This is a genomic window from Colwellia sp. 6_MG-2023 (genome assembly GCF_030547765.1).
Lineage (GTDB): Bacteria > Pseudomonadota > Gammaproteobacteria > Enterobacterales > Alteromonadaceae > Colwellia.
Genome location: NZ_JAUOPP010000036.1, coordinates 1 through 13,871, shown reverse-complemented (window position 1 = coordinate 13,871; position 13,871 = coordinate 1). Strand labels below are relative to the sequence as shown.

Here is a 13,871-nt window from a genome sequence, read left to right as displayed (position 1 = left end):
AGTGTTTTGTTATTGTAATTTAGCTAATAACGCCTCTACAGGATGTTTTGCTTTGAGTGCTGTTAAACGTTTCACCTGTGACCGACAAGAAAAACCTGTAGCCAAAATTTGTGTTTGCTCTAACTCAGCTAACTTAGGCTGCCAACTTAGATTAAATAATTCTTTAGAGTTATCTAAATTAGACTTTTCATGTCCATAGGTACCGGCCATACCACAACATCCGACAGTCACTTTTTCTAAATTCAAACCAAAATGGCTAAAAATATTTGTCCATTCATTTTCACTATTCACTAAAGCGGTCTTCTCAGTACAGTGAGTAAATAATTTGAACGCTTGCTGATTTTTATCTGCAATGCTTTTGAATTTTTCATCTTGTTCAATAAACGACAACAGCCATTCATGGGCGAGCAATACTTTAAAGTCACCGCGTTTATCACCCAAAATTTTTGCGTATTCATCGCGATAACAGAGCACCATTGACGCATCCATACCTAACATGGGTATATTCAGTTGAGTTAATTGATTTAAAAAATCACTCGATGATTGAGCTGTTTTGGCAAAGCGAGCTAAAAACCCTTTCACATGTTGCGCCTTACCGTTTGGTTTAAACGGTAATAAAATAGGCTCTAAACCTAACGCTTTTATTAACGCCATCATACTTTCGACAGTTTTAGCGTCATAGAAAGATGTAAAGGGATCTTGTACAATTAATACGTAACCCTTACGTTGTAGGTTCGTTAAACCTTGTAATTTATTTAAATCAAACCCTGAATAACCCGCTTTTTTGACCTGTTTTTTTAATGTAGGAACACTTAATAATGGAGTGTTCACGTAACCAATAGTTTTTTCAGATAACTTATCATAAGCATTCAAACTTAAAATACTATTCATCAACTTTGGCACTTTAGCCATTAATGGTGCTAATATTTCTACATTAGCGACAAGATGATCTTTTAGTGGTCTAGGATAGCGTGAATGATAAATGTTGATAAACCTGCTTCTAAAATCTGGCACATCAACCTTTATTGGACACTGGCTAGCACAAGCCTTACACGCTAAACACCCTTGCATTGCTTCCATAACTTCATGAGAGAAGTCATTTTTATTCTCTTCTTTTTCAAAAAAAGTAAGCTTGAATTTAGTAATAGTCGTGTCTAGTAATTTTTTAACTGACCAATGATTTACTTGTGTTTCTAGTGCTAATATATCAACACCTTGCTTCTCTAGTAACCTTAACCATTCACGCATTAAACCAGCACGGCCTTTAGGTGAGTGACGTCTGTCCTTAGTTACCTTGCTTGATGGACACATAGGACTATTAACATCGTAGTTAAAACATAAACCGTTACCATTGCAATCTAAGGCAGCACTATATGAATCTTTTACCGTAATAGGAATCTGTCGATCAAAAAAACCACGTTTAGTATCATCAACACTGACTAATTGTTCGCTTGAATCAATCGGGGTACATATCTTACCTGGATTCATTTTATTGAGTGGATCAAATGCGGCTTTGATTTTCCTTAATTCAGTGAATAATTCCTCGCCAAAAAACTCAGGGCCATATTCACTACGATAGCCTTTACCATGTTCCCCCCACATTAACCCGCCATATTTAGCCGTTAATTCAACCACCTTGTCAGACAAAGTTCTCAGTAACTTTTCTTGCTCTGGGTCACACATATCAAGTGCCGGACGTACATGTAAAACACCTGCATCTACATGACCAAACATACCGTAATGCAAGTTATAACTATCAAGCAACGCTCTAAATTCACTAATGAAATCAGCTAAGTTTTCAGGCGGTACCGCAGTATCTTCTGCAAAAGCTAACGGTTTTTGCCTGCCATCTGTATTACCTAAAAGTCCTACCGCTTTTTTACGCATAGCATAAAGCTTATTGATACTACTTAAATCAGAAGTGACTTGATAGCCAATCACTCCACAAGCATTACCATTTTCTGCATTGGCAATTGTTTCATCTAAACCTGCTGTTAAAATGGCAACCTGCTCAGCTAAGTCTTCAACGCTTGTCCCATTAAATTCAACAATATTAATACCATCCATGACTTTGTTAGGCACGTCAGTAATTAAGTCACTTACACTGTGCCAAACAATATCTTGTTTAGCTAGGTTTAACACTTTACTGTCGATAGTCTCTACTGAAGTCGCTTTTGCCTTCACTAAAAAAGGTGAATGACGTAATGCAGAATCAAAACTATCATATTTAATATTAATTAACGTTTTAGCGGGGCTAATAGGAGTAATATTAAGTTTAGCCTGACAAACAAAAGCTAATGAGCCCTCTGAGCCAGTTATTATTCTGCTTAAATCAAATGTATTCAGTTCCTCATTTTCACTACCTTGAGCTTGTAATACATTTTCCAAATCATAACCGGTTAAAAATCGATTTAAACGGGGGAATTTTTTCAGAATAAGCTCGCGGTTATCAACACTAGACGCGAGAACCTGTTGAACTATTCTGCCATGACTAGTTTCTTCTTTTGCCAACGCTTGTGCTTGGGTGATTGTCATAGGTTCAGTATTAAGTACATCGCCATTTGCTAGCACAGAAGTTAAAGCTAAAACATGATCAGACGTTTTACCATACACTAATGAGCCTTGGCCAGAAGCATCAGTATTAATCATTCCACCGATAGTGGCACGGTTACTTGTTGATAAATCAGGTGCAAAGAAAAAACCATGTGGACGTAAATAATCATTTAATTGATCTTTTACTACACCCGCCTCTACTTTCACCCAGCGTTCTTCAATATTTATTTCTAATACTTTATTAATATATTTAGATAAATCAACAATGATACCCGGTGTTAAACTTTGTCCATTGGTTCCTGTACCACCACCTCTAGCACTAAATTTTATATCGCTATAATTATCTTCACTTGCCGTTTTAGCCAATAAGATAATATCTTGTTGTGTGCGGGGGTTAATAACTAACTGGGGCAATTGCTGATATATACTATTATCAGTTGCAACAGCAAGACGTGCACTATATTTGGCACTAATATCACCCGTGAAGTTTTTAGCTTTTAACGCACGAACAAAATTATCGTAAAGAGGAGAAAGGTGTGTTTGATGATCAATACGAGGTAGCATGAATATTTATCTGTAAACAAAAAGGAATTGCTTGAGTATATCATGTAAAAACTGACTTTTGATCAGCTTATTAAGCTTCCTTTATATTAAAATTATATTTTATAAACATTCAATTAATCGATAACATTATATTCACAATCATGTCTCCCCAAAATAATTTAAAATTTAACTGTCAATTGGTTGTTCTTTGGTACTTATCATAAAATTCATCGACTTATTACCAAGAATAGTGGAAATTTTTTTTATCAGTCATCATGGTAAATTAGCCCAATAAAACTAGGATAATATTTCTTTGTCTTATTGATTAACCTAACAATTTTAGCCTCAACCACCCTACTTTAAAGCACAAAAAGCTTGCATTGAAAATGATTGCCGCACTATAATCTTAATTACTCTTGTATGTTCTTTATTTTCAAAAGGATTTATTTTAAATGTCTCAGCAAGTGTTGGTATTATATAATCGTCACTCAAAAATATTCCTTTTACTTTGCATTATTCCTCTCACCATATTTGCTACCGTACATTATCTGAATCAAAATTATGTTTTAGCTAGTAGCCTATTATTTACGTTAATTGTTTTTGCAACCAGTCTTCTGAAAGTTAAAAATAATACCATTAGCACTCTATGTAAATTCAGCATGATTTTCTCCATGTTTTTAACCATAGCATTTGCCTGTTATTATATGGGATTACATGGAATTGTTTATGCCTTTCCAGCCATTACTGGGCTGTTTTTTCTTACATCCATTAGAACAGCTCTATTAATAGCAATTCCCTCGATATTATTTTATTTAGCATTAACCACATTACATGAAGAAACATTTAAAGCGGCCAAATTATTAACGTCTTTTATTTTAACTATTATTTTTACTGCTTATTCAGCTTATTATTCAAGAAAGCAAAAAGACGCCGTAGGTGAAGAAGCCAAAAAAGATCCTTTGACCGGTTTAGCTAATCGTCATTCCTATAATAAATGGCTAGATGAATGTCATTTAAACACTGATATTAAGAGCATTACTTCTATCAATTTAGATATTGATAAATTTCGTATTATTAATGACACCTTAGGTTTTGATACGGGAGATGAATTAATTCAGCAACTTTCTAAAAAATTATCCACTATAATAGAAAAAGATATAACACTTTCGACGGCTGAATCCTATTATTTTGCTCGATATTCAGGAGATTCCTTTGCGATAGGCTTAACCAACCTACCTGAAGAGTTTGATATATTGCCCTTCATTAACAGATTAAAACTAGCTGTTAATGAATTAACTATTATAGCTAAAAATCCCATTAAAATTTCTGCATCTATCGCGATTGTTAGAGCCAATAGATTTAAAGGGAAATTTCAAAATATTATCGATAACGTGGATATAACATTAAAACAAGCAAAACAGCTTGGAGATAATAGTATACAAGTCTTTGATGAATCTATTAGCAAGCAATTTAAGGAGCAAAAACATATAGCACAAGAACTAACAAAAGCACTGAATAACAACGAATTTCATATGGTATTTATGCCTATTTTTCGTCATAACAAAAATAACATTGTTGGTGCTGAATTATTGCTTAGATGTGATAGGAAGGAACTCAAAGAGTATGGTCCAGATAAATTTATTCCAATCGCTGAAAGCACGGGATTAATTCAACAAATCGATTATTGGGTACTTAATGAATCATTTAAAATAATTGCTAACACTGATATGTTAAGAATTCCCAGTATTGAATTTTATTCAATCAATATCTCCTCTAAACAACTTCATAATAAAGACTTTATTCCGCGTATTAAAAAAATCCTTAACCAATATAATCTCGACCCAACAATTATTGAGCTTGAAATTACTGAGACCAGCTTAGTAGAAAGTGACTTGCAAGCAATCGACACTCTTATTTATTTAAGAAGAATCGGATTTAAGCTATCACTCGATGATTTTGGTACTGGCTACACATCCTTTAACCAACTAAAAAAATTCCCACTCAATAATTTAAAAATAGATAGAAGCTTTGTTAGTGGCGATATGGAAAACACATCACCACTAATTGGCATGTCTCTTGTTATTTTATCAATTGCTAAACTTTATAACTTCAGTGTCATCGCAGAAGGAGTAGAAACAGAAAAACAATACCTTGAATTAAAAAATAACGGCTGTGAATATTTCCAAGGTTATTGGTTCTCTAAGCCCATTACAGTCAAAGAGTATGTATCCTTGCTCGTGCAGACAGATGAATAAAAAGTAAAGGCCTAACAATATTTAGAAATAAAAAGCGCTAACATGATTAAGTCCAATATGTGTAATATTGGTTTCGATAATAACTCTATAATTAAGCCTCATCGTTACCATAAATATCAAACTAAACAAAGACTATTTATAGCTAAAATTCCTTGTTAAATCGTTAGCTAATGCTCCCAAAAATTTATAAACATGGTAAACTGAGGCAAAGGGCCATGCCTATCAGATGAATACTTTGAATCAATAAACTGTATGAATAACCATTCTAGAAAAACTTACGCTACTGTAAACTTACCCGCATTATTAAGTAACTACACACAAATTGCTAACCTCGCACCAAGAAGTGAAACGATAGCTGTAATAAAGGCGAATGCATATGGCCATGGTGCCATTGAAATAGCTAAATACTTAAGCCCACATGTCCCAGCCTTTGCTGTTGCTTTTATTGATGAAGCAATTCAACTGCGCGATGCAGGTATAACCTTACCTATTTTGGTAATTGAAGGTGCCTTGTCATATCAAGATTTCTCAATAGCCTTACAACAAAACTTTTGGTTGATGCTTCACTCTACGGAGCAAATGGATTGGTTAAAGCAGTTTCCTACACCATATGTAGGTAAATTGTGGCTAAAAGTAGATACAGGCATGAATCGTTTAGGTATAAAACCAAATGATGTTGATAGTATTTTAACTCAATTATCACCTGAGCAATTAGAAAACTTAGTGCTGTGTACTCACTTTTCTAGTGCTGATGAGTTAGACAATCCCAAAACACAATTACAGATTCAACAATTTGAACAAGTAAATGAAAAACATGGTTATAAAAAAAGTTTAGCTAACTCTGCTGGTATTTTAAGCTGGCCGAAAAGTCATGGTGACTATAATAGGTTAGGACTTGCTTTATATGGCGCAACACCAATACCGGTTAATGATTTACCCGTTAAATTAGCACCGGTGATGACATTAAAATCTACAATTATGGCGCTGAGAAAATTAAAAGTTGGCGAGTCTGTTGGTTATGGCGAAACATGGCAAGCTAAACGCCCATCAATAATAGCCACTGTCGCAATAGGGTACGCAGACGGTTATCCTAGAAACGCGAAAAATGGTACGCCTGTTTGTATTAATGGACAGATTGCAACACTTGCCGGAAGAGTATCAATGGATATGATCACCATTGATGTTACTAATGTTGTTGGTGTTAAGGTTGGCGATAGTGTTGAATTATGGGGTGAAAACTTAACGATTGAAACTGTCGCCGAACACCTTGAAAGCAACAATTATGAGCTACTGACTAGAATATCTAACCGTGTTCCAAAGTTTTATATAAAGTAACCTCACAATAAAATCAAAACATGATGCTAAAAATATTGCTTCTAAGCTTTTTAACCCATTTAACATACTTACGTGACATAAGTTAAAAAGCTCAGCAATATAACTATTCTATTCCTATATATTTATGCACCTGTATTGATAAACGCCAATTATTAGCAATACAAGTATCAATTGCCAATTGTGTTGCTCGATCTTTTTGGCTAATGGGTTGTAAGTATATAGGCGTATTGCCAATATCATGTTCTGCCAATAATGTTTTCAGATCATCGACATGTTGCTCTGTTGCAACAGGGTGTTTAATTTCATCAGCGCGGGCCATTGCACTAGATAATATCGGATAACCACCACGCATATTAATTTTAGGTGAAACCGTTACCCAGCACTTAGTTGACACTAAAATATCAAAGGTACCTGAAGTTTCAACTTGAGTGCTGTAGCCAATATCTTCAAATGCATCACACAGAGGTGTTAAATCAACCATACAGGGCTCTCCTCCTGTAATGACTACATGTTTAGCCTGGTAACCTTGCTCTGTAACTAATGCTTTAATTTGCGTCACAGAAAGATTACTCCATTGCGGCGTTTCTTGCGATTTAGCTAACATTTTTTCTTTGGTTACTTCATCACTTAATTCAACTTCCCAAGTATGCTTTGTATCACACCAAGAGCAGCCGACAGGACAACCTTGTAAACGAATAAATATTGACGGCTGACCAGTAAAAGAGCCTTCGCCTTGTATTGTTTCAAACATTTCATTAATTTTATATTGAATCATTTTAATTTGTGCTTTTGCCTAAGATTTTATTCAAGTAAAATGGACATAACTGATTATACCCTATTTATTTTTAAGAGACTTAACTATGACTGAAAAACTATCCACAGAACAAATAAAAACAGAGAAAGTTGTGGTTATTTATTCTGGTGGAATGGATTCATTTACCGTATTGAATCGTGCATTAAAAGACGGCAAAGAAGTATTTGCGCTTTCGTTTGATTACGGCCAACGTCATGTAAAAGAACTTGAGTGTGCCAGTAAAGTTTGCGCCTCTTTAGGGGTTGAACATAAAGTTATTGATATTTCGTCTATTAATCAATTATTAGCAGGCTCTTCTTTAACCGATGATATTGATATTCCTGAAGGTCATTACGAAGCTGAAAATATGAAGTCAACCGTGGTACCTAACCGAAATATGATTTTATTATCGTTAGCGGTAGGTTATGCGGTTTCAGTAGGTGCTGCTCAAGTATATTATGGTGCACATAGCGGCGATCACACCATTTATCCTGATTGTCGACCAGAATTTGTTCAAAAAATGAATGATGTTTGTCTTATAGCGAATTATGAAAGTGTTGAAATCTTCAGTCCATATTTAACAGTAAATAAATCAGCTATTTTGAGCGATGGGATAAGTATGGGTCTAGACTATAGCGATACATGGACTTGCTATAACGGCAGAGAGAAGGCCTGTGGGAAATGCGGCGCTTGTGAAGAACGCCTTGAAGCATTCAGTGACAATAATGTTATAGATCCTATTGAATATGAAGCATAACTAAGAGCCTACACTCAGCGTTATTCAAACTAACAGTCACATGAGTAAGTAACGATATGTCTACTGCAAATAAAAATATTTTACGAGTTAAGACATATCAGTTACTTGAAAGTGAAACTAAGTCGGGCATTACTGCAAAACTCGTTACTTGGCTGTTGATTATACTTATTATAAGCAACGTTGCTGCAGCGATCACCTCTTCTGATTCTGACTATTATTTATTGTATAAACATGCATTTATACTTTTTGAGACTATTTCGCTTTCAATTTTTTGTTTTGAATATTTATTACGAGTATGGTGTTGCGTTGAAGCGGAAGAATATCAAACGGTCACCAATTTAAAAGCAAGAATTAACTATATATTCACGCCTATGGCATTAATTGATTTAATTGCCATTCTACCTTTCATTATCGCACTATTCTTTTCTCTAGATTTACGCACTTTACGCTTAATAAGAGTATTACGATTATTAAAATTAACCCATTATTTTAAAGGGTTTGATATTTTTATCACTGTTATCACAAAAGAGTTAAAAAATATTATTGCCGTCATGATAGTGATGTTATTTTTTATTATTATCGCTGCAAGTTTAATCTATTCTATCGAGGGAAAAGTACAACCTGAAACCTTTGGCAGTATTTTTGAATCTTTTTGGTGGGCTGTGGTTACCATGACAACCGTAGGTTATGGCGATGCCGTACCAATTACTACCTTAGGTAAAGTCATCTCAACCTTGATCATGCTTGTTGGTGTCGTTTTTGTAGCATTACCTGCGGGTATGCTAGCTGCACGTTTTGGCGAAGAGTTACGACGAAGAAAAGAACGTTTAGACGCCAACATTAAAGGGGCATTAACTCATGGTTATATCGACAACGATGACTTTAAAACATTACAATCACTAGCAGAAAAGTTAGAGATTGAGCCTGAAGACTTGCAACGTAGCATTACAATGTTAAAAGAGAAGCACCATGAAAATAAGTGCCCGCATTGTGGTAAATAAAATCTATCGTAATAAAGAAGTCCGCAAAATAATTTAAATAACAATAAAATAACCACAATAGTACTTTATTGTTATTTTAAGACTAAATACGTCTAACCGTTAGTAAATCATAAGCTACACTTATTAATACCTTGTCTATTAAGCTATTAAGGATGTTGTATGAATGAAGAATTCAGACATCAAACGCAGTATATAAATAAATTTATTAATGGCAATAATGATACCAAAACACATATTTATCTTGAACAAATATTACTACTACCTGCTGATATGCAAGATAAAGTCATTAATGAAATTAGCTATTTAAATAATTGCAACTGCTTCGCTATCGCAAAGATAATAGGAAAATATTCAATTATTTATCCTAAATAATGTACTTAATAATCAAGCTTAAATATATTAACCTTAAATTCTTAAACATTATCTTCACAAATCAGGAATAACAACTCAATAACACACCTGAGCCAATAGTTTGATTCACTAAGTGTTCAATTGTTGAGTTCTTAATTTCGCAATTTCATCGCGAGTCGCGGCTGCTTTTTCAAATTCAAGGTTTTGTGCATGTGAATACATAGCTTTTTCAAGCTCTAAAATCTTTTTATCTATTTCTTTCGTCGTTAATGCTTGGTAGTTAGCCACTTTTTCAGCAACTTGATCCAACGCTTTTGATTGACTGAAATCACCAACATCCATTACATCCGTTATTTTACGGATAACGCCTTTCGGCGTAATATTATTGTCGATATTATATTGATGTTGTAATCCTCTACGACGTTCGGTTTCATCAATCGCTTTACGCATAGACTTAGTAACTTTACTCGCATATAAAATAGCTCTACCATTAATATTACGTGCTGCTCGGCCAATTGTTTGAATTAACGAACGTTCTGATCGTAAAAAACCTTCTTTATCCGCATCAAGTATCGCAACAAGTGAAACTTCGGGCATATCTAAGCCTTCACGTAATAAATTAATTCCCACCAACACATCAAATTTACCTAAGCGAAAGTCACGAATAATTTCAACACGTTCAACAGTATCAACATCTGAATGCAAGTACCGTGTTTTAATACCGTGTTCATCTAAATAATCAGTTAAATCTTCAGCCATACGTTTAGTTAGCGTTGTTGCTAACACGCGTTCATTCAATGGTAATCGTTTATTAATTTCTGACAGTAAATCATCAACCTGGGTTTCTACGTCTCGCACTTCAATTTGTGGATCAAGTAACCCCGTTGGTCGAACAACTTGCTGAGCAACCTCTCCTGCAGACTTCTCTATCTCATAATGACTTGGAGTAGCAGAAACATAAATAGTTTGAGGTGATAAAGCTTCAAACTCCTCAAATTTCATCGGTCTGTTATCAAGTGCAGAAGGAAGCCTAAAACCATATTCTACTAAATTTTCTTTTCGAGACCGATCACCTTTATACATGGCGCCAATTTGTGGCACAGTAACATGTGATTCATCAATAATAAGTAAACCATCATCGGGTAAATAATCAAACAACGTTGGCGGCGCTTCACCCGCTTCACGACCAGATAAATAACGTGAGTAGTTTTCAACACCCGAGCAATAACCAAGTTCGGTCATCATTTCAATATCAAACTGAGTACGTTGAGATATTCGTTGCTCTTCTACTAAACGATTATTGTCTTTAAGGAACTGAGAACGCTCTTTTAGCTCTACTTTTATTTTTTCTACTGCCGATAATATTTTATCGCGTGGTGTTGCATAATGAGTTTTCGGATACACAGTAACACGCGCTAAAGTACGTTCAACTTGTCCGGTTAAAGGATCAAACTGACTAATACGTTCAATTTCTTCATCAAACAATTCTACTCGCAGTGCAAGACGATCAGATTCAGCTGGAAAAATATCAATAACATCACCGCGTACACGGTAAGTTGCACGTGCAAACGCCAGATCATTACGTTTATATTGTAACTCCGCCAGTCGACGTAATATATCTCGTTGATTAATAATGTCACCAACACTTATATGCAACATCATTCTTAAATATGAATCAGGATCCCCTAACCCATAGATAGCCGAAACAGATGCAATAATAATAACATCACGACGTTCTAACAATGCCTTAGTTGCCGACAAGCGCATTTGTTCGATATGTTCATTAACCGAAGCATCTTTTTCAATAAAAGTGTCTGTTGTTGGCACATAAGCTTCGGGTTGATAATAGTCATAATAAGAAACAAAGTATTCCACAGCATTGTTTGGAAAAAACTCTTTCATCTCACCATAAAGTTGAGCCGCTAAAGTTTTATTTGGCGCTAATAACATCGTCGGACGGTTAAGCTGTTCAATCACATTCGCAATAGTAAAAGTTTTACCCGAGCCAGTAACTCCCAATAAGGTTTGATGCGCTAATCCTGAATCAATGCCTTCTAATAACTGTTTAATAGCCGTTGGCTGATCACCACTGGGTATATAATCCGATTCTAATTTCAGTGACTTAACCATTGTTTCTTTAAATAATTCTTCTTTCAAGACAATTGTTCCTTAGTAATAAACTCATCATGATTAAACTGCTTAATGAATAATCGGTAAGAAATAAATGCCATCACTAAGTTACCAAGTAAAGCGCCAATAAAAAAACCATGTAAACCATACAAATAACTTCCTAAATAAGCTAAAGGTACATAACAAATAAATAACCTTATAATACTCAATATCAAAGCGGTTATCGGTTTATGAAGCGCATTAAACGATGAATTAGTTAATATGACTACACCTTGAAGACCATAACCTAAAGGTAAAATCCACATAAATAATACGATAATGTCTGCGACTTCTTTTTCTTTAGCGAAAACGGATGCAATCAATGGAGCTGCAATTACTAAGACCATATAAATCAGTATTTGCCAAAATATAATAAACTTAATAGACGTTTTATAGGCTTGTTCAACACGTTCCATATTACCTGCACCAAAATTTTGGCTAATAAAAGGTGGCAAAGTCATTGTCATTGCTAAGACGACTAATGAAGCAATAGATTCTATACGAGAGCCAACCCCAAAGCCTGCCACAGCCGACTCACCATAACTCGCAGCAATAGCAGTCATAATCGCTGCAGCAATTGGTGTTAACATATTAGCACCTGCAGCAGGTAAACCTATTTTCAATATACCACGACATGAAATCATTAATTGTTTCATGGGGATAAAATGCGTATGAATTAAGTTTTTTTGTTTTGTTAAAATGATCAATATCAGTAAAAAACCAACAATCCAAGAAATTAAGGAAGCTATGGCAGCACCTTCGATTCCCATCGCAGGAATAGGGCCAAAACCAAAAATAAATATAGGGTCAAGCACAGCATTGATTAACCCTGAACTGCCCATCACGATACTAGGCGTCTTTGTATCACCCGATGCTCGAAGTACAGCATTACCTATCATAGGGCCAATTAAGCACACACTACCTAGGTACCATATATCCATGTACTCATGGATTAAAGGTAATAAAGATTGCTTTGCACCAAGCAAAGTAAAAAGTTCATCTGTATATAAATAACCAATAAATGACAATATGATAACGACAATTGCTGACATGTATAAGGCAGCTGTAGCTGAGTTTTTTGCCGATTCATGATCACCACGCCCTAAAAACTTAGCAATAACTGCCGACGTACCTATACCTAAACCAATCATCAAACTAATAACAGTAAAGGTAACAGGAAAAGTAAAGCTAATAGCAGCTAACGGCTGTGTCCCTAGCATACTGACAAAAAATGTATCGACTAAATTAAAAGTCATTAACAAAATCATGCCGTAAATCATTGGGATGGTCATTCGTTTTATAGTATTACCAACAGGATCTTTGAGTAAATTGATCGGTTGCTTATTATTTTTTATCTTTTTAATTGACGTCATTAATAAATTTTAGAGAATTCCTAGTGATAATACATAAGTTTAACAATTGCTATTGTAATCAAAAGCAAAAGAAATGCACAGTAAATGCATTCAAATATATAACTGATTAAAAACCAACCTAAAGTGCTAATAAAAACACAAAAAACTCATAAGTCACTGATAACAAATAAGTAAATAAAACATTCATTTTGTTGTTGACTTACCTACACGCTAAGGAAAACGATAATGTCACTAGTTTTTACAATTTAACTAACATAGTTATCCACAAGTTTCGTGGATAACTACATTTTCATCAGGTTTTATAAGCAATTAAAAATTGATGCATAAGAAACGGTCAAGAAGCGATGACAAACTAACGTTACTGAACGCAATTTGAGCAAACAAACGAATAATTCATTTTTTTCTTATTTTAGTGTTGACAGTTTGCCATCAGGTCTTTAATATTCCGCCCCGTTAGCCAAGACGGTTAACACGCAATCGAAAGAAAGCAATTCCCCAATAGCTCAGTTGGTAGAGCGATGGACTGTTAATCCATGTGTCACTGGTTCAAGCCCAGTTTGGGGAGCCACATTTTAAAACAACGACAGATGTAGAGCGATGAACTGTACTCTCTAATAATAGCATGTGTCGCTGTTGGTTTCTCAAGCCCAGTTTGGGGAGCCATATTAAAGAATGAGAATTAACAAACTCATGTAAAAAGTTTATTCCCCAATAGCTCAGTTGGTAGAGCGATGGACTGTT

At 34.8% G+C, this 13,871-nt stretch carries 10 protein-coding genes and 1 tRNA gene; 6 read left to right on the top strand and 5 right to left on the bottom strand.

What is annotated here, in order from left to right:
- Window positions 1-9: 9 nt before the first annotated feature.
- Entirely contained in the window at window positions 10-3,117 is a 3,108-nt protein-coding gene (locus Q4503_RS17700; protein ID WP_303603070.1) for an FAD-binding and (Fe-S)-binding domain-containing protein, read from the bottom strand.
- A 431-nt stretch (window positions 3,118-3,548) separates the two neighbouring features.
- Here Q4503_RS17700 and Q4503_RS17695 point away from each other — a divergent pair, with 431 nt between their 5' ends.
- Both Q4503_RS17695 and alr read left to right on the top strand, forming a co-directional pair.
- On the top strand, window positions 3,549-5,351 hold the full coding sequence (locus Q4503_RS17695; RefSeq protein WP_303603069.1) for a bifunctional diguanylate cyclase/phosphodiesterase: 1,803 nt from the start codon (window positions 3,549-3,551) through the stop codon (window positions 5,349-5,351).
- Between the two features lie 252 nt (window positions 5,352-5,603).
- Complete coding sequence (gene alr / locus Q4503_RS17690; protein WP_303603068.1) at window positions 5,604-6,686, top strand: alanine racemase; 1,083 nt, start codon at window positions 5,604-5,606, stop codon at window positions 6,684-6,686.
- Between the two features lie 103 nt (window positions 6,687-6,789).
- On the opposite strand, the gene queE is transcribed toward alr, so the two are convergent.
- Complete coding sequence (gene queE, locus Q4503_RS17685; protein ID WP_215972865.1) at window positions 6,790-7,461, bottom strand: 7-carboxy-7-deazaguanine synthase QueE; 672 nt, start codon at window positions 7,459-7,461, stop codon at window positions 6,790-6,792.
- An 85-nt stretch (window positions 7,462-7,546) separates the two neighbouring features.
- Between queE and queC the strand changes: the two genes are divergently transcribed.
- The 3 genes from queC (at window position 7,547) to Q4503_RS17670 (ending at window position 9,609) form a co-directional block, all read left to right on the top strand.
- On the top strand, window positions 7,547-8,236 hold the full coding sequence (gene queC / locus Q4503_RS17680; RefSeq protein WP_215972866.1) for a 7-cyano-7-deazaguanine synthase QueC: 690 nt from the start codon (window positions 7,547-7,549) through the stop codon (window positions 8,234-8,236).
- A gap of 56 nt (window positions 8,237-8,292) precedes the next feature.
- Complete coding sequence (locus Q4503_RS17675; RefSeq protein WP_303603067.1) at window positions 8,293-9,237, top strand: ion transporter; 945 nt, start codon at window positions 8,293-8,295, stop codon at window positions 9,235-9,237.
- Between the two features lie 159 nt (window positions 9,238-9,396).
- Window positions 9,397-9,609 (top strand): hypothetical protein, encoded by a 213-nt coding sequence (locus tag Q4503_RS17670; RefSeq protein ID WP_215972868.1) that lies wholly within the window; start codon window positions 9,397-9,399, stop codon window positions 9,607-9,609.
- 108 nt (window positions 9,610-9,717) lie between these two features.
- Here the strand turns inward: Q4503_RS17670 and uvrB are convergent, their stop codons facing one another.
- On the bottom strand, window positions 9,718-11,718 hold the full coding sequence (gene uvrB, locus Q4503_RS17665; RefSeq protein WP_303603077.1) for an excinuclease ABC subunit UvrB: 2,001 nt from the start codon (window positions 11,716-11,718) through the stop codon (window positions 9,718-9,720).
- 23 nt (window positions 11,719-11,741) lie between these two features.
- Window positions 11,742-13,130, bottom strand: a complete 1,389-nt coding sequence (locus Q4503_RS17660) for an MATE family efflux transporter (RefSeq protein WP_303603066.1) — start codon at window positions 13,128-13,130, stop codon at window positions 11,742-11,744.
- A 492-nt stretch (window positions 13,131-13,622) separates the two neighbouring features.
- Here Q4503_RS17660 and Q4503_RS17655 point away from each other — a divergent pair.
- Window positions 13,623-13,698: transfer RNA gene (locus Q4503_RS17655), tRNA-Asn, on the top strand.
- Here the strand turns inward: Q4503_RS17655 and Q4503_RS17650 are convergent.
- Window positions 13,677-13,871, bottom strand: a 195-nt coding sequence (locus Q4503_RS17650; RefSeq protein WP_303603065.1) for a hypothetical protein, incomplete at its 5' end; no start/stop codon positions are given. The two genes, Q4503_RS17655 and Q4503_RS17650, sit on opposite strands and share 22 nt — an antisense overlap.